General features: G+C 45.6%; 17 protein-coding genes. 1 reads left to right on the forward strand and 16 read right to left on the reverse strand.

Annotated features, from left to right (window positions below):
• Positions 1-56 precede the first annotated feature (56 nt).
• Positions 57-1,520, reverse strand: a complete 1,464-nt coding sequence (guaB, locus tag L4D78_RS04575; RefSeq protein ID WP_428455975.1) for an IMP dehydrogenase — start codon at positions 1,518-1,520, stop codon at positions 57-59.
• Positions 1,521-1,791: 271 nt separating this feature from the next.
• Between guaB and xseA the strand changes: the two genes are divergently transcribed.
• Entirely contained in the window at positions 1,792-3,141 is a 1,350-nt protein-coding gene (xseA, locus tag L4D78_RS04580; protein ID WP_428465842.1) for an exodeoxyribonuclease VII large subunit, read from the forward strand.
• Between the two features lie 80 nt (positions 3,142-3,221).
• Here xseA and L4D78_RS04585 read toward each other — a convergent pair whose 3' ends face one another.
• The 15 genes from L4D78_RS04585 to fdx all read right to left on the reverse strand — a co-directional run bounded on the left by L4D78_RS04585 (position 3,222) and on the right by fdx (position 18,200).
• Positions 3,222-3,446, reverse strand: coding sequence for a zinc ribbon domain-containing protein (locus L4D78_RS04585; RefSeq protein WP_428465843.1), 225 nt, complete (start codon positions 3,444-3,446; stop codon positions 3,222-3,224).
• 400 nt (positions 3,447-3,846) lie between these two features.
• Positions 3,847-4,734 carry an alanine--tRNA ligase gene (locus tag L4D78_RS04590; RefSeq protein WP_428465844.1) on the reverse strand — a complete coding sequence of 296 codons (888 nt, stop codon included), beginning with the start codon at positions 4,732-4,734 and terminating at the stop codon, positions 3,847-3,849.
• 99 nt (positions 4,735-4,833) lie between these two features.
• Entirely contained in the window at positions 4,834-6,324 is a 1,491-nt protein-coding gene (der, locus tag L4D78_RS04595) for a ribosome biogenesis GTPase Der (protein ID WP_428465845.1), read from the reverse strand.
• A 177-nt stretch (positions 6,325-6,501) separates the two neighbouring features.
• Entirely contained in the window at positions 6,502-7,659 is a 1,158-nt protein-coding gene (gene bamB, locus L4D78_RS04600; protein WP_428465846.1) for an outer membrane protein assembly factor BamB, read from the reverse strand.
• 11 nt (positions 7,660-7,670) lie between these two features.
• Positions 7,671-8,282, reverse strand: coding sequence for a YfgM family protein (locus L4D78_RS04605; protein WP_428465847.1), 612 nt, complete (start codon positions 8,280-8,282; stop codon positions 7,671-7,673).
• Between the two features lie 13 nt (positions 8,283-8,295).
• Positions 8,296-9,564 carry a histidine--tRNA ligase gene (hisS, locus tag L4D78_RS04610; protein ID WP_428455968.1) on the reverse strand — a complete coding sequence of 423 codons (1,269 nt, stop codon included), beginning with the start codon at positions 9,562-9,564 and terminating at the stop codon, positions 8,296-8,298.
• 103 nt (positions 9,565-9,667) lie between these two features.
• Positions 9,668-10,783: a flavodoxin-dependent (E)-4-hydroxy-3-methylbut-2-enyl-diphosphate synthase gene (gene ispG, locus L4D78_RS04615; RefSeq protein ID WP_428465848.1), complete on the reverse strand. Its 1,116-nt coding sequence runs from the start codon at positions 10,781-10,783 to the stop codon at positions 9,668-9,670.
• Between the two features lie 14 nt (positions 10,784-10,797).
• The gene (gene rodZ / locus L4D78_RS04620; RefSeq protein ID WP_428465849.1) at positions 10,798-11,796 is read right to left on the reverse strand and encodes a cytoskeleton protein RodZ; all 999 of its coding nucleotides are present in this window, start codon (positions 11,794-11,796) and stop codon (positions 10,798-10,800) included.
• Positions 11,786-12,544, reverse strand: coding sequence for a type IV pilus biogenesis/stability protein PilW (gene pilW / locus L4D78_RS04625; protein WP_428465850.1), 759 nt, complete (start codon positions 12,542-12,544; stop codon positions 11,786-11,788). The genes rodZ and pilW overlap by 11 nt, the downstream gene beginning before the upstream one ends.
• A 71-nt stretch (positions 12,545-12,615) precedes the next feature.
• On the reverse strand, positions 12,616-13,737 hold the full coding sequence (rlmN, locus tag L4D78_RS04630) for a dual-specificity RNA methyltransferase RlmN (RefSeq protein ID WP_428465851.1): 1,122 nt from the start codon (positions 13,735-13,737) through the stop codon (positions 12,616-12,618).
• A gap of 265 nt (positions 13,738-14,002) precedes the next feature.
• Complete coding sequence (gene ndk, locus L4D78_RS04635; RefSeq protein WP_428465852.1) at positions 14,003-14,431, reverse strand: nucleoside-diphosphate kinase; 429 nt, start codon at positions 14,429-14,431, stop codon at positions 14,003-14,005.
• Positions 14,432-14,511: 80 nt separating this feature from the next.
• Positions 14,512-15,789: an aminopeptidase PepB gene (gene pepB, locus L4D78_RS04640; protein WP_428465853.1), complete on the reverse strand. Its 1,278-nt coding sequence runs from the start codon at positions 15,787-15,789 to the stop codon at positions 14,512-14,514.
• Between the two features lie 65 nt (positions 15,790-15,854).
• Entirely contained in the window at positions 15,855-17,147 is a 1,293-nt protein-coding gene (gene pepB / locus L4D78_RS04645) for an aminopeptidase PepB (protein WP_428465854.1), read from the reverse strand.
• Positions 17,148-17,511: 364 nt separating this feature from the next.
• Positions 17,512-17,712, reverse strand: coding sequence for a Fe-S cluster assembly protein IscX (gene iscX / locus L4D78_RS04650; protein ID WP_428465855.1), 201 nt, complete (start codon positions 17,710-17,712; stop codon positions 17,512-17,514).
• 149 nt (positions 17,713-17,861) lie between these two features.
• On the reverse strand, positions 17,862-18,200 hold the full coding sequence (gene fdx / locus L4D78_RS04655; protein WP_428465856.1) for an ISC system 2Fe-2S type ferredoxin: 339 nt from the start codon (positions 18,198-18,200) through the stop codon (positions 17,862-17,864).

Here is an 18,200-nt window from a genome sequence, read left to right on the forward strand (position 1 = left end):
ACAAGTTTTCCGTTTAGGCAAACGTTTTCGTCAGGTGTACTCACACCTGATGAAAATTAACCCATACGGTAGTTTGGTGCTTCTTTTGTAATGGTCACATCATGGACGTGTGACTCTTTCATACCTGCGCCTGAAATACGAACAAACTCAGCTTTTGTACGAAGCGCTTCAATGGTAGGAGAACCTGTTAGACCCATGCTTGAACGTAAACCACCCATCTGCTGATGAACGATTTCTTTCATTAGGCCTTTGTATGCAACGCGACCTTCGATACCTTCCGGTACCAGTTTGTCAGCAGCATTGTCAGTCTGAAAATAACGGTCTGAAGAACCTTTAGACATTGCACCTAGCGAGCCCATGCCACGGTAAGATTTGTAAGAACGGCCTTGGTATAACTCTACTTCACCCGGCGCTTCTTCTGTACCGGCGAACATAGAACCAACCATCACACAAGATGCACCAGCAGCAATCGCTTTACACATATCACCAGAGTAACGAATACCACCGTCGGCAATAACTGGGATACCATGTTGATCAGCAACCGATACTGCTTCTGCAATCGCCGTTACCTGAGGAACACCAACACCAGTAACAATACGTGTCGTACAGATAGAACCAGGGCCGATACCGACTTTAACGGTGCTTACACCCGCATCGATAAGTGCACGAGCACCTTCAGCCGTAGCAACATTACCACCGACAATTGGTAGCTCAGGGAATGCTTCACGGGTTTCACGAATACGTTGAAGAACGCCTTCAGAGTGACCGTGAGATGAATCGATAAGTAGAACGTCAACACCAGCTTCTACCAATGCTTTAACACGTTCTTCGTTGCCAGCACCAGCCCCCACAGCAGCACCAACGCGTAAACGACCGCGGTCATCTTTACATGCGTTAGGTTTACGTTCTGCTTTTTGGAAATCTTTCGCGGTGATCATACCTTTCAGCTGGAAGTCATCGTTCACTAGCAGTACTTTTTCAACACGGTACTGTTGCATGATAGCTTCAACGTCTTCGCGTGATGCGCCTTCTTTGGCTGCAGCAAGCTTGTCTTTTGACGTCATCACTTCTTCTACTTTCATAGAAAGGTCAGTAACAAAACGAACATCACGGCCAGTAATAATACCAACAAGTTCATGGTTGTCTGAAACAACAGGGTAACCAGCAAAACCATTTTCAAGTGTCAGGCGCTTCACATCTTCAATCGTGTTATATGGCTTCACCGTTACAGGCTCAGAAACAACACCGGCTTCAAATTTTTTCACCATACGTACTTCATTGGCTTGCTGCTCAATAGACATATTTTTGTGAATAAAACCGATACCGCCTTCTTGAGCAAGGGCGATAGCCAAGCGACCTTCTGTCACTGTATCCATCGACGCTGAAACCATAGGAATGTTTAGCGTAATATCTTTCGTCAGGCGGGTGCGCAGATCGGCAGTGTTAGGCAACACAGTTGAGTGGGCTGGAACCAGTAGTACATCATCGAAAGTCAAAGCTTCTTGTTTGATTCGTAACATTGCAATATCTCACACCAAGTAGAGGTTTAAAGAAGGATAAAATATTGCGAACAAAGTATACGCACGATGCAAACGATTGGCCAGTTATTTTTTAATTTTATTTATTGACTATTTTTACTTGGTGTGTAGTATATGTCGGTTAAGTTTCCGGTGCTGCGGTCGGCATTTTACGACCAAGATCTGTCCAGCGATCTGCCTAGGCTTTGGCAACGTACGTCTGCTTTTTGCCTCCGCTCACTTCTTGGCCTTTCGATAACAGGTGTCTCGCCTCGTGACTCTATTCGCTCAACAGACCCAAACCAACGATCGTATCTACACTGTTTCTAGCCTTAATGCTCAAGTACGTTTAATTCTTGAAAATGAAATGGGGGTTGTGTGGTTAATTGGTGAACTTTCAAACCTTTCAATGCCTGTTTCTGGTCATTGGTACTTCACGCTTAAAGATTCCCGAGCACAAGTTAAATGTGCCATGTTTAAGGGCAGCAACCGTCGGGTTACCTTTAAACCAGCCAACGGTACTCAAGTACTGGTAAAAGCTCGGTTATCGCTTTATGAGCCTCGCGGTGATTACCAGCTGATCATCGAAAGTATGCAGCCAGAAGGCGATGGCCGTCTTCAACAGCAATTTGAACACCTTAAAATGTCACTCGCGGCTGAAGGTCTGTTTGCTCAATCGGTCAAAAAGCCATTACCCCATCAACCTAAACGTGTCGGCATTGTTACCTCGAAAACCGGGGCTGCCCTGCATGATATTTTAAATGTTCTGCAGCGCCGTGATCCAAGCCTGCCCGTTGTAATCTACCCAACGATGGTGCAAGGAGAAGGATCTGCAATTTCCATCGCACAAGCCATTGGCCGTGCCAACGCCCGTGAGGAGTGTGATGTACTGATTGTTGGTCGCGGCGGCGGTTCATTGGAAGATCTATGGGCTTTCAATGAAGAGATTGTTGCTCGCACTATCGCGGCGAGCCATATACCCATTGTGAGCGCTGTAGGCCATGAAGTTGACGTCACTATTGCAGATTTTGTTGCTGATGTTCGTGCAGCCACTCCATCGGCAGCGGCTGAATTGATAAGCCGTGACATGACTCAACAAACTCAATCTATTAAGCAGAAAACGCAACAGCTGCAGCATGTTATGCGCCATTATTTAGCGACAAGACAATCGCAAACGGTGGGATTACAACACCGCCTTGATCGCCAACACCCGCAGGTAAGATTAAATCAGCAACAACAGCAATTAGATGAACTATCAAGTCGCTTAGAAAATACGATGGCTCGATTAATCACAACTCACCACCAGCACATTGAGCGAAATAATTACAAGCTGTCTTTACACTCGCCAGCACAAACAATCAAAGTGCAGCAATCTCGTGTTGAGCAAACCGAGCGTCGCCTACTCGATGCCATGGACCGCCGCCTACTTAACGTTAGGCATAAACTGGCTATGGCAGCCGAAAAGTTGGAAACCGTTAGCCCATTAGCCACTTTGGGGCGTGGTTACTCCATTACACGTGATGCAAAAGGAAAAGTGGTACGCCATGCCAACCAAGTAAAACCAGGTGATACCCTAATCACAAAACTGGCCAATGATGAAATTCAGTCAATTGTATCTGAATAAACGATAAAACAAATTTGAGCCAATAAGCTGAAAAGAAAAACGCCGCTATAATAGCGGCGTTTTTGTTGATGCATTACGCGTTAATACTTTTCAAATACAATTTTAACGCGAGATTTTGACTTCAACTCGTTGCAACTATTACAAAAGTAGCTGGCAGAACCACATGCCTGAAGCTTTTCCATTTCAGCGGCACAATCAGGGCAAAATGCTTTTTTCTTCACGACAGACTGGCAAAAGTCGCAATAGTATTGACCATCCTTCCACGCTAATTCACTGTGACATTCTGGGCAGGTATTCTGGCTCACTTTATATTCCTTCATCAATGCGTCTTTCTGGCTGTAATCTTATAACAATTGTATACCATAGCCTTTTGATCCAACTCAGGATCTTCCATTTCCGAGCGGCTCTAATTCCTTTCAGGTCAAACACCTTATCTATCGCAGTAATAATGGCAATGAACCAATGGCTTACTCAGCATTTTGTAATATGCCCCTACCACGTTGATCGTTCGCCAAAAGCTTGATCTAATTCAAAAGCCAAAGTGATCAGCGATCTGGTTCCAAAAGAATATTTATCAATACACTTCCCGAAAGCATAAGTTACATGTTCTGTATATGGATTTTAAACGATACTTTAATCTGCAATAGGTATGGTTATACCGATAGATCAAGCGTAATCTATATTAGGAAAACGCCGATCCGACCATTACGGCTTACAAACTGCAGTTCGTGTGACCATTTTTATTTCTTGCTCATTCATCACCACAAACTCAACCTGAATTGAAGCGTATTCAGCTAACGATTGTACATGCGTGCCACCACATGGGATTTCAACCAAGCCTTCTTCAGCAAGATCACATTGCCAATATCGGGAGTCTGTTAGGGCGACACCATCACGGCGCATAACCACTGGATATTTCGCCTGACACCAACGTGTCAGATGCCCATTGATTAAGTCAGCTATTTGAGGCAACGCCGCAAGCATATCGGCAGAGTTTAATCCTCGCTTACGTAAGGTTTTACCTAAGCGGTAAGTATCAGTGCTGCAATCTTCCGTTACTCGGCTCTCTGTTTGGGCATAACTATGGAAGTCGTAATGACCGAGTTCATCTTTTCGGGATGCGTCTTTACGCCAGTAATCGTGGTGTAGCACCTTATTCAAGGCCAGTGATGACAGGTGACCGGCACTGTGGCCACGACTCAAAGCCAGCTGATAGGCTTGATCGACACCGAGCGTGACAGGGCTGCCTATCAAGGTAATGTCTAATGCTTGCTCAATGTAGTGAGCGACAACAAACACCCACCCTGCCTCATTACGCTTAACTGGGATATCTGCGCCAACATAAAGTTGATGGGTAGCCAATTCGATCGCGCCATGAGAGCACGTTACAACGGCATACTCTGCGCCAGCAATTGTCACCGAACCACGGTCAGCAGGATGATCTGGCCAAATATGGCTCACAGGATGGAACGGGGTAATATCAGTTACGAGCCAGCAACCACCTTGCGGTGATGGCACAATCATTTGTACCACTGCTTGAGCTGAGAATTGACGCTCGGTAAAAACAACTTCTGTCGGAGTTATTGCTGACATGGAATTCCTTTATTGCATCCCAAAAATATTTAAAGGGGATTATAAACAAAAAAACCCAGCATAATGCTGGGTTTTTAATAGGACTGTTGTCACGATAAATTACTTACCGCGGTTCTTCAGTGCACTGGTTAGACGCTTGCGTTGACGTTCTTGAGAAATCGTCAGTTTCTGCGTTTTACCTTCAAACGGGTTCTCGCTATTCTGGAACTGAATACGAATTGGTGTACCCATCATTTCCAGAGATTTACGATAGTAGTTCATCAAATAGCGCTTGTATGAACCAGGTAGTTCTTTCACCTGATTACCGTGAACAACGATAATTGGTGGGTTGTAACCACCTGCGTGTGCATATTTAAGCTTCACACGGCGGCCACGGATCATTGGTGGCTGGTGATCGTCTTGCGCCATTTGCATGATACGCGTCAGTAGCGACGTACTAATACGCTTCGTCGCTGACTGGTAAGCTTCTTGTACTGATTCATACAAGTGACCAACGCCTGTACCATGCAAAGCAGAAATGAAGTGAATACGAGCAAAGTCAACAAAACCAAGACGGCGATCAAGTTCTGATTTCACGCGGTCTTTTACTTCGTTGTCTAAACCATCCCACTTATTCACCGCAATAACCAGTGAACGGCCAGCATTTAGGGCAAAGCCCAGCAAGCTCAAATCTTGGTCTGAAATATTCTCACGCGCATCAATAATAAGTAATACGACGTTTGCATCTTCAACCGCTTTCAGGGTTTGGATGACAGAGAATTTCTCAACAGCTTGGTGCATGTTTTTACGGCGACGGATACCTGCAGTATCAATCAGCACATAGTCCTGACCATCACGCTCCATTGGAATATAAATAGAGTCACGTGTCGTACCAGGCATATCGTAAACAACAACACGCTCTTCACCCAGAATACGGTTCGTCAGGGTTGATTTACCTACATTCGGACGACCGATGATAGCTAGCTTGATCGGTTGCTCTTGCAGGCGCTTGTATGCAGCCTCGGCATCTTCTTCAGACAGGTTTGCTTTCTCGATATCTTCAACTGATGTTAAATCTTCGATACTTAGCTCTTCACCGTCTTCTGCCGCATTCAAGGTATCAGAGAAAGGTGCAAGCGCACGTTCCATCAGTGCCGTAACACCACGGTTCTGCGCAGCAGCAATTTGGTACATGGCATCCACACCTAACTGCCAGAAGTCGGCACAAGCGCTATCTGCATCAATACCATCAATCTTGTTAACAACCAAGAATGTTGGCTTCTCACGGCTACGTAAGTGCTTTGCAATCGCTTCATCAGATGGTGTTAGGCCAGCGCGACCGTCAACCAAAAATAAAACTACATCTGCCTCTTCAATGGCTGCCAGCGACTGCTCAGCCATTTTCGTTTCAACACCTTCTTCGGTGCCGTCAATACCGCCCGTATCGATAACAATAAATTCGTGCTCTTCGAGCTCTGCTTTACCGTATTTACGATCCCTTGTTAGGCCAGGAAAATCAGCTACCAGCGCATCCCTTGTACGGGTAAGACGGTTGAATAACGTCGATTTACCCACATTTGGGCGCCCGACTAGGGCAACAACAGGAATCATAACTACCTCTTACTTTTCATTGTCTTAATGACATAATGTCCATTCATTCTTATCTCCAGCCACAAAATTGTGACCTTCATCCGACAATAATATCGCGAATGGATATAACAATAACGGCTCCTGACTGTATTTACAGCAGGAGCCGACAAATTCGATGGCGCGTATTATACCGACTATTTACGGCATTTGCATTTTGTTAATGCGGCCATCCCGAGTGATAACTAAATATCCATCACTCATACGCAGCGGTGGTACAGCAATACCACTGCCGTCTGTTTCTTGTTGAGCGACAAAATCACCCGTGTATGGGTCTAGCCAATGTAGGAACCCTTCACTATCACCCACGACAACATAGCCGCCAACAATAGTCGGAGCGCTTAATAAGCGGTATTCCAAATCATTGTTAGCCCAAAGCTCCGTTCCACTGCGAGTATCAACTGCCACAATATGGTCTTGATCTGTGATTAAATATAGTTGATTACCATCAATCACGAAATCTGTTGCAGAAGAATAAGCACGTTTCCATGCCGCCTGGCCACTTCGAAGGTCAATCGACACTAAGTTACCATTGTAACCCACAACATAAAGTCGTTCGCCATCAATAATAGGTGTCGCGTCCACATCGACAAGGCGATCAATTTCCGTAGATCCTCTTGGAGAACCAATCGGCTGCTGCCATAACATTTGGCCATTAGCCATTAATGCTCCAGCAAGGCGACCGTTAGCTTGTCCCCAGAAAACACCACCTGAAATAGCAACTGGCGCGCTGTCACCACGAAGTGTTAACGTTGGTACTTCACTACCAAGTTGCCACTTGCTTTCTCCGGTATCCGCATCAAGTGCCTGTAAGATACCACGGCTAGTATTAACAACGACTAAGCCTTCATCGATCAATGGTTTTGAAAGCACTTCACCTTCAACGGTCGAACGCCAAAGCTCTTCACCCGTCGCTTCATCAAGTGCGATAACCTCAGCGTTTTCGCTGCCGATAAAGATCTTGCCATAAGACAGAGCAATACCACCAGCCAACCTTGCGCTGATGTCACCTTCGAGATCGACTTCCCAGATCAGCTCACCATTATCAGGGTCAAGTGCTTGCACAATACCGTTGCGATCTGCAACGAATAGTTTGCCATAGCCAAGTGCTGGAGAGAGTTTAGAGAAATAATGGCCAACGCCATCACCTACACTTTGACTCCAGCTTTGTGTCGGAGAAAAACTACTTTCTACAGCAGGCAATGGTGCCATTTGGATAGTATCTTCTTCCCCAGCACACCCCGCAAGGATCCCTACGGCAAGCGCAATAGAGATAGCTTGCTTTAACACCTTCTGCATACACTTCAACCTTACTGTGCTAGATCATCAAGCTTAATTTGAAGTGCTGGTGAAGCGCCAAGTTGTTGCGCAGCAACATAAGCTTCACGTGCAGCAACACTATCGCCTTTTTGCAATAGAACATCACCACGCAATTCAGCCACTTTCGCCTTCCAGCTTTCGCCTGTTACTTTATCTAGCTCAGCAAGTGCTTGGTCAAACGACTGCTGTTCTGCGTAGATACGCGCTAAGCGGGTTTGAGCAACAGGAAGAATAGCGTCATCCTTCGTATTACTAATTGCCCAATTTAGCTGTTCAGCTGCCGCATCAAGATCACCGTTTGTAACTTGTGCTTTCGCCAACTGAAGCGCAGCCAATACTGAGTACTGGCTACTGTCATGAGCTGCAATAAAAGCCTGAACATCAGCAACAGCGCTGTCGCTGCCTGCTTCTAGACGATTAATTACCTGCGTATACGCATCTGATGCCTGTTCCTTAGCTGACTGAACTTCGGCTTGATAATAACGCCAACCAGTCAAACCACCCAGACCAATCACAGCACCGAGAACAATGGCTTTACCATTTTCTTTCCACCAAGCCTTAATCTGTTCAACTTGTTGTTCTTCTGTGATATTGCCGTCCACTTCCTGTCCTCTCTTAAATCAATTCGGCCAGCTTCGCTGCCACTTCGTCTTGCGCCATTGTGGTTTGTTCACCGCCGCGAAGATCCTTAACTACTACGGTATTTTCAGCGATTTCATTTTCGCCCAATACCAATGCAACTGCAGCGCCAACATTATCAGCACGCTTAAACTGTTTCTTGAAATTACCACCACCGAAGTGGCTCATCACACGTAGGCCCGGTACATCTTCACGTAGTTTTTCGGCAAGTTGCATACCTGCCAGCATGGTACCCTCACCAGCCGTTACCATGTACACATCAACCGAACGGCGTACATCAGTTAGCTCTAGGGTTTCCATCATCAGTACAAGACGCTCTAGACCCATAGCAAAACCTACTGCAGGTGTTGCTTTGCCGCCTAGTTGCTCGACAAGGCCATCATAACGGCCACCAGCACATACTGTACCTTGAGCACCTAAACTCTCAGTGATCCATTCAAAAACGGTGCGGTTATAATAATCTAAACCACGAACAAGACGTTCATTTACTTGATATTCGATGCCCGCAGCGTCTAATAGTTCACATAAACCAGCAAAATGTTGAGTTGATTCTTCGTCTAAGTACTCAGAAAGTTTCGGTGCATCAACCAAAATTGCCTGTACTGCTGCATTTTTGCTATCAAGAACACGCAGTGGGTTGGTGTGCATGCGACGTTTACAGTCTTCATCCAACACATCTAAATGCTGCTCAAGGAATGCAACAAGTGCTGTACGATAATTTGCACGTGCTTCTAAAGAACCGATTGAATTCAACTCTAAACGGACGTGCTTGCTAATACCCAGCTCACGCCAAAAACGCGCCATCATCATGATAAGCTCAGCATCAACATCTGGGCCATTTAGGCCAAAGACTTCAACACCAAACTGGTGGAACTGGCGGTAACGGCCTTTCTGTGGACGCTCATGGCGAAACATTGGGCCGGTATACCATAAGCGCTGCTCTTGGTTATACAGCAGACCATTTTGGATCCCTGCACGCACACAACCCGCGGTACCTTCTGGGCGCAGTGTTAAACTATCGCCGTTACGGTCATCGAATGTGTACATTTCCTTTTCAACGACATCAGTTACTTCACCGATAGCACGCTTAAACAAATGCGTAGATTCAACGATTGGCATACGGATTTCATTGTAGCCGTATGCACTCACTACTTGCTTAATGGTACCTTCCACTTTGTGCCAAAGAGGAGATTGCGTTGGTAGGCAGTCGTTCATGCCTCGAATTGCTTGAATTTGTTTCGCCACGTTTGTTCTCGTTAACCGATGGGGAATTGAATCGAATATATAAGTTCTAGCCAAAATAGTGAACCACACCCTGAAAATCAGGGAGTAGTTCTACGGTATTTTGCTATTTTTCCGTTACATCAATGCGATTGTTGATATCGAGTATTGATGCTTTTGCACGGATTTTACTTTCTAGCTGATCGATAACATTATCGTTATCAAAGCGCTCTTTCTGACGAACACCATCTTCGTAGAAGGCACTCTTACGGTTACCACCAGCAATCCCAAGGTGTGATACTTCTGCTTCGCCAGGGCCATTAACCACACAACCAATCACAGACACATCCATAGGGATCGTAATATCTTCTAAGCGCTGTTCCAGCTCGTTTACCGTACTAATCACGTCGAATTCCTGACGTGAACAGGTTGGGCAGGCGATAAAGTTAATGCCGCGAGCACGAATACGCAGAGATTTCAGAATATCAAAGCCAACTTTGATCTCTTCAATTGGATCGGCCGCCAGCGACACTCGTAATGTATCACCGATACCTTCAGCAAGAAGCATACCTAGGCCAACAGCCGACTTTACAGATCCTGCACGTGCACCACCCGCCTCGGTAATACCAAGGTGAAGCGGCTGTTTAATTTGTTGGGCAAGCTTACGGTACGACTCGACGGCAAGAAAAACATCAGACGCTTTAACACTGACTTTAAATTGGTCAAAGTTAAGGCGATCGAGGATATCTACATGACGCATTGCAGATTCAACCAAAGCATCAGGTGTTGGTTCACCGTACTTCTGCTGAATTTCTTTCTCTAATGAGCCACCATTTACCCCAATGCGAATTGGAATATTATTATCACGAGCACAATCAACGACCGCGCGAATACGATCTTCACGACCAATATTGCCCGGATTAATACGTAAACAGTCAACCCCGTACTCCGCCACTTTTAAGGCAATACGGTAATCGAAGTGAATATCTGCAATTAGCGGAATATCAACCTGTTGTTTAATTTGTTTAAACGCCTCGGCGGCGTCCATTGTTGGTACGGAGACACGAACGAGGTCTGCACCCACATTTTCCAACGCTTTGATCTGAGCGACCGTCGCAGCAACATCTGTTGTGCGGGTATTGGTCATCGATTGAACTGCGATAGGTGCGCCATCACCAATAGGCACATTCCCGACATAAATACGGGTAGATTGGCGACGGATAATTGGAGATTCGTTATGCATTACATTCACTCTATTTACTGCGGCAGTTTCAATCGCGCAACTTTTCCAGCTGGGTAGCGGCTTAAATCAACCGGCTCACCTTTATAGCTCATTGTAACAACGCCAGGCGCACCCAGCACAACCCTAAATGGTTCATCACCATCTAGCTTCAAGACATCACCGGCTTTTTTAATTCCCGTGTCTAAACGTTTACCGTTCACATCACGAATATCAATCCAACAATCACCACTGAAACTCAGTTCTAGGGTTGACTCAACAACGACTGCACTATCTTCATTTTCACTGACGATACCGGTAAGTTGCTCTGCCGCTAAACTGTCGGCGCTATCAACATCATCGTTTTGTAGTATGTCATCATTTGAGGATGTTTCAGTAAAACTATCTTCAAAGCTCGCTTGAGGTTCTTCGATTTGTTCAGCCACCATCGGCGCCATATCTTCAACCGACGGTGATGAAGTCAGGCTCGCTTCATCTGAAGGGTTTGCATTTAATACTGTTGCCGTATCAACGTCTGCTTCACCATTCCCCGTTGCAAGGGATTCGTCCAAGGGCTGAGTCTGCTGACTGTTCGAGTTCACTAAGTCCGCTTCTGAGGGCATTTGCAGGCTTTGCCACCACCAAACACCCGTTAAACCGATAAATAAAACGGCTAAAGCCCAAGTTAATCGCATGATACGGTTATCATGAGCTTCTCGCTTGGTTCGGCGAGAAAAGCTCTGCATTTCTTGTTCTTGAGGTTGAGCATGACCAAAATGGTCAAGTTTTGCCAAAATGTCTGTTTCATCTAAACCGACAAATTTGGCGTAAGAACGCACGTAACCTCGCGTAAACGTGGCAAGTTGCGCTTTTTCAAAATTATTTAGCTCGATATCATTCACTACCGAGAGACGAAGCCTCAATCGGCTGGCAACATCTGCCTGCGTATAGCCTAATTGTTCACGAGCCTGACGCAGCATATCCCCTGGAAGAATAACGTCTTCTGTTGATCGTTCTTCGTTCTGTTCAGTATTCATTGGCTAGGTATTTTTGATATTGCTTTGAGTTAGGGAACTGTTCCTTTAGGAGACTGGCATATTTATCAACTTGACTCTGCTGATCAGACTGTTGTTCCAGCTGGATCAGAAGCCAAAGACTGTCTGCCTTGTACCCATACCTCTTATTAAATTTAAACAGCATGACGCGCGCATCTTTCAGATTACTATCATTAATGTCTAACTGCGCCAACTGCAACATAGATTTCGGTCGATACGGATCATAAGACAAGGCTTTTTCAAAATAAACCTTCGCTTCCGGCTTGCTACCTTTTTTCAGGCTACATAGTGCCGCATTCTCGTAACTGGCCGAAGTCAGGTAATAATAAGGTTGCTTTATGGCCTTTTCAAAAGCACTAATGGCTTCATCGTAACGTGCTTGACCACACAAGAATACACCATAATTATTTTGTACATCACCATTTTTAGGTGAATCACGAAGCGCCTGACGGTAAATAGCTTCGGCTTCTTCTGGCTCATCAACCCGTTGATAATAATAGGCCATCGCATTCTGAGCACGATAGTATTTAGGTGCATAATTTAATGCTAGTTCCAAATTATCACGTGCCCGCTGCCACTGACCATTCTCAAGGTAGCTAAGCCCTAAAGAAATTCGAGCTTCAGCAGCTTCAACTTTATCAACAGTTTGCTTTTTATTGCCTGTCTCATCGACGGTAACACAACCGACCATTAAACTACACAATAATGGGTACATCGTCCATCGCACCATTTCAACCCCACATCAATATCCATATCAATGCCCAGCTGATTCACTCTTAAATCAGCTGGGAAACCAATTTGTTAGACTGATTTTACAGGGATTTGTTCAGCGTTTTGCTGTTTTACTTGAGTACGTTTCGTGCGGTCAATCACATCACCGACTAATTGTCCGCAAGCCGCATCGATATCATCACCGCGGGTCTTACGTATAGTCACGGTATAATCATACTCCATTAACGTTTTCATGAAGCGATCAATCCGTGAGTTGCTTGGTTTCTTGTATGGTGACCCCGGATATGGGTTGAACGGGATTAGATTAATCTTCGATGGTGTATCTTTCAATAGCTTCGCTAACTGGCGAGCATGTTCCATGTCATCATTCACATGGTCTAACAATACATATTCTACCGTTACGCGGCCTCGGTTCGCATTGGAAGAGGCAATATAACGCTGAACCGATTCAAGAAAATCATTGATGTTCCAGCGATCATTGATCGGCATAATCTCAGAGCGCAATTCATCCGTTGGCGCATGTAATGAAATCGCCAACGCAACGTCAATATTATCGGTCATCTGATCAAGACCAGAAACAACACCAGAGGTTGAAACCGTAACACGACGCTTTGACAGGCCAAAACCAAGATCATCCAGCATGATTTCCAGTGCTGGTATCAAGTTTTTCATGTTCAGTAGCGGCTCACCCATTCCCATCATGACGATGTTAGTGATTGGGCGACGACCGGTATCTTTTTCAATACCAATTTCTTTAGCCGCACGCCAAACCTGACCAATAATTTCAGATACACGTAAATTACGGTTGAAACCTTGTTGACCTGTCGAGCAAAACTTACATTCAAGTGCACAACCAACCTGCGACGATACACAAAGCGTTGCACGATCTTCATCAGGGATATAAACAGTCTCGACATCTTGGTCGCCAACACGCATTGCCCATTTAATGGTGCCATCTGTTGAGTGTTGCGCATCAGAAACATAGGGCGCACGAATTTCAGCGACGTTTTTTAGCTTTTCACGTAACTTCTTATTGATGTTGGTCATCTGATCGAAGTCATCACAACCGAAATGATACATCCACTTCATGATCTGATCTGCACGAAATGCTTTTTCACCGAGTTCATCAGCAAAATATTTACGCAGGCCTTTGCGATCAAAATCCAGTAGATTAGTTTTAACAGTTGTCATCGGGTGTTGCCTCTTTAAAATTACGTGACGGTATCTGTGCCTTAGACGTCTCGTTTAGTTACGATCCGCGACAGGACCTTGTACTGAAATCGGTTTATTATTAACACCTGATTTTCAGTTTGGTTTTAAGGCGCGAAATTGTACAGGCTTTACCTGTGACTTTCCACTCGTTAAACCACTCGCCCTCTATTGCCACACGCTCAGAAAACAAAACGGGAAGCCATCGCTTCCCGTTTGAAATCTGTATGTCGGTACCGCAACCCACTTAATCGCGTAGACAAAGCTCATCATCAGCAAAGAAGTAAGCAATCTCACGTGCTGCAGATTCCGGACTATCAGCACCGTGTACCGAGTTATGGCGCAAACTTAATGCATAATCAGCACGGATAGTGCCACATGCCGCGTCTTCTGGGTTGGTTTTACCCATTAACTCACGATAACGTACAATGGCATTTTCACCTTCTAGCACTTGAACCATTACCGGGCCAGATGTCATGAACGCGACCAAATCATCAAAGAAAGGTTTACCTTCATGCTCAGCATAAAAGCCTTTTGCTTTATCAGCATCCATTTGGATCATTTTCGCAGCAACCACTTTAAAACCAGCATTTTCAATACGCTGATAGATTGCACCAATCAAATTACGCTTAACCGCGTCTGGTTTTACGATTGAGAATGTTTTTTCAACTGTCATTATTATAGTTCCCTTTTGAATCAGTTTTATGCAGTGGTAGAACACAACAATGATGCCTACCACTTCCCTCAGGCTAAAATTTACAGCAATAAGGCTGCAATATTGGCAACACCGAGCCCCGTAGCCCCTGCGGACCAACGGCTATCTGCGCTATCGCGGAAACAGGATGCCAAGTCAAAATGTATCCAGCGGCTGGTATCGGTATCAACAAACCGAGAAAGGAATGCAGCAGCATTCGATGCTCCACCCATACCGCCACCTTTTTGCGATCGACTATTCGCCGTATCAGCATAATATGACGGGCAGTTTGATTGATGCCACTTCTCTAGCGGCAACGGCCAAGCTGGCTCATTGACAAGATCTGACAGTTCTTGTGCTTTTAGCAATAGCGCCTTATCAAGGCCAAACAATGCATTATAATCAGTGCCAACAGCCATCATGGCTGCGCCTGTTAACGTTGCAGCATCAATGATCAATGCCGCTTTGGTTTCCGAAGCAGCAATCAAGCCATCAGCCAACACTAAACGGCCTTCAGCGTCGGTATTAACAATTTCAACTGTCTGGCCATTTTTATACGTTAACACATCGCCGAGCTTATAAGCATTTCCAGCAATCATGTTTTCCGCGCAACACAAGATCAACTTCACACGTTGGCGTAAACCCTGCTCGATGGCGTATCCCAATGCAGCAGTAACCGTGGCAGCGCCCCCCATGTCACACTTCATTGTGACCATGCCCGCGCTCGACTTGATGCTGTAGCCGCCTGAATCAAAAGTAATGCCTTTACCAACCAGACATGCTGCAACAGGGGCGTTTTCATCGCCAGTTGGGTTATAATCAAGCGTTAACATCACTGGTGGACGGCTGCTTGCCCGCCCGACATTATAAGTGCCGACCCAACCTGCTTGAGCCAGCTCATCACCCACAACGAGTTCGTGAGTGATGTGTTCAGCCGCAATGCTATTTAAAAATGAAATGGCATCGTCAGCCAATCGTTGTGGGTACATGTCTTCAGGGGTCGCATTCACAACTTGGCGCACCCAATCAGCACTTCGGCGACGTGCATTTAGCAGTTCAAGTTCATCTTCATCAATCGAAGCCCACTTGATCTCAACACGTGCTTTAGTTGTGGCAAAACCACAGTAAAATGCCCATTGACGTTCATAGCTCCAGCCTTCCCCCTCAAGGCTGGCAGCAATCACACCTTGTGACTGAAGCTGTCTTGCAGCTTGTTGAATGCGGCGTAGCGGGTAATCGCCGCTGTAATGAATCACAGCGCCTTCGGTTTCAAATGCCACTAACGCATTGTCACCCCAGACACCTTCATATGGTTGAGCGGATAATGAAATCCTTAGCATGATATCTCTTCCTTCAAAGCTGCCATCGACAGAGCCGATAGCAGCGACTGACTTTTCTGATTTATTTATTCTTCATCATCGCACAGGATGTTTGCTAGGGTACGTACACCCATGCCTGTTGCGCCAGCAGACCACTTGTCATTGGCTGATTTTCGGAAGGTACCGCTTGCATCAATGTGCATCCAGCCAGAATGGTAATCATCAACAAAGTAAGACAAGAATGCAGCCGCAGTACTTGCCCCAGGTAAGAAATCACCCATAGAAACGTTCGACAAATCAGCGTAGTTGGATGGCATCATCGCACGGTGATGCTCAGCCAAAGGTAGCGGCCATAAGCCCTCAAACTCTTCGCTTGCTGCCATCAGTGCTTGCTGGGCAAGTTCATGATCGAAGCTAAACAATGCATGATAATCGTTGCCTAACGCATTTTTTGCCGCACCTGTTAAGGTCGCACAATCAATAATTATTTCTGGGTTTTGTGCGCTGGCGTAAATCAAGCCATCTGCAAGCACTAAGCGACCTTCAGCATCTGTATTTAAGATCTCAACGGTTTTGCCATTCTTGTAGGTGATCACATCACCCAGCTTAAAGGCTCGGCCTGAAATCATATTTTCAGCACAGCATAAAATCAGCTTAATGCGCTTATTGGTTCCACGTGCAATGGCTAGCGCCAAGCCCCCAGTTGCCAATGCTGAGCCGCCCATGTCCGCTTTCATTGCGGTCATGCCAGCTGAAGATTTCATGCTATAGCCGCCTGAATCGAAGGTAATACCTTTACCGACTAAGCAAGTATGAACAGGGGCATTCGCATCACCCGTCGGGTTGTAATCCAAGCGAAGCATTGCCGGCGAACGCTCAGAGCCTCGGCCAACAGTGTGGATACCATTCCAGCCTTCATCGAGTAAATCATTACCCTTGATGATTTTGTATGTCACATGCTCAGGCGCCAATGACTTTATAAACTCAGCCGCACGTGTCGCGAGTTGCGACGGACGCACCACCTCTGCTGATTGGTTAATGATCTCGCGCACCCAATTGGTGGCGGTAATACGTGCTTGTAATTCTGCTTGTTCGGCATCGGCAAGGGCTTGCCAAATTACCTCATTTCCCGGTTTGCTATTACGGTGACCTTGAACAAAGGCCCAGATAGTTTCCAGTTCCCAACCGTCTCCAGCCAGCTCTACTTGCTTGATACCTTGATTATCAAGCTTACGTCCTGCACGTTGGATCGACGCAAGTACATCATCGGCATTAACGTGGATCACTGCACCGTCTGTTTCAAACGTAATAAGGGCATTTTTACCCCACTTTTCATCAGCAGTTTCGGTGGATAGCAGAACGTTCATTTTGGCGGACATGAATAACTCCTTGATATCTGACAATCACCCAACAGGAAGACATAGGGTGACTGAGTTGGCTTCAGCGTGAAAACCACCCTGTACCATCACAATGCATTTAGGTAACAAGTGAATGACAATAACGTTACCACATATAGCTATTTGTATGGGGGTAGAATCAAAGAACACAAGGGGGCAATCGGCTGATAACACACATTATGGGCAAATAGCCCTGAAAGAACCGTAAAAACGAAGTTAATTATATTGTTATTAGCTTTGTTTTCAGAATTATCCATACTGTGCCTTGCCTAACTGTAATAAACAAGTTGTTTACAACAAGATTAAGAGCAAGATCAGATCACAAGGGGGGGTTATGGCAGGAGCATTAGTCTGCTTCTTCAATCCAACACATTTGAACGGCTTCAAGTACACGTTCACTGCAATGGTTGGGATCATCATCAAACGCTTCAAGGTCGAGAATCCAATCTCGTAAGTCGGTAAAGCGAATCGTGTTTGGGTCGACATCTGGATGACGCTCAGACAATTCTATCGCTAGCTCTCTTGAATCAATCCATTTCAAGTTCATTCGACTCACCTTTGGTCAGGGGAAACACCCGTTCCATTCTTTTCTTATAACCGCAGTATGACGCTAAGTCGTAATTAAAAAAGAATAGAATAAATATTAGTGTAGCTGACCGACTTAAACCTTTGGTAGAAGCCGGCCATTTTTACTGACTAGTGGTTTTCAGATGCAAGGTTAAGGGTATACTTGGGAATTTCTACCACTAAATCTTCATCAGCCACTATTGCCTGGCAACCCAAACGGGATTCAGGCTCAAGCCCCCATGCCTTGTCCAGCATATCGTCTTCCAGCTCGTCACTTTCTTCAAGTGAATCAAAACCTTCACGCACTATGCAGTGACATGTGGTACACGCACAGGATTTTTCACAGGCATGTTCAATGCCAATACCATTACGCAGTGCCACATCAAGAATGGTTTCACCTTCTTGCGCTTCCAGTACAGCCCCTTCCGGGCAAAGTTCTTCATGGGGTAGTACAACAATTTTAGGCAT

The sequence above is a fragment of the Photobacterium minamisatsumaniensis genome, assembly GCF_050336695.1.
GTDB classification, from domain to species: domain Bacteria; phylum Pseudomonadota; class Gammaproteobacteria; order Enterobacterales; family Vibrionaceae; genus Photobacterium; species Photobacterium minamisatsumaniensis.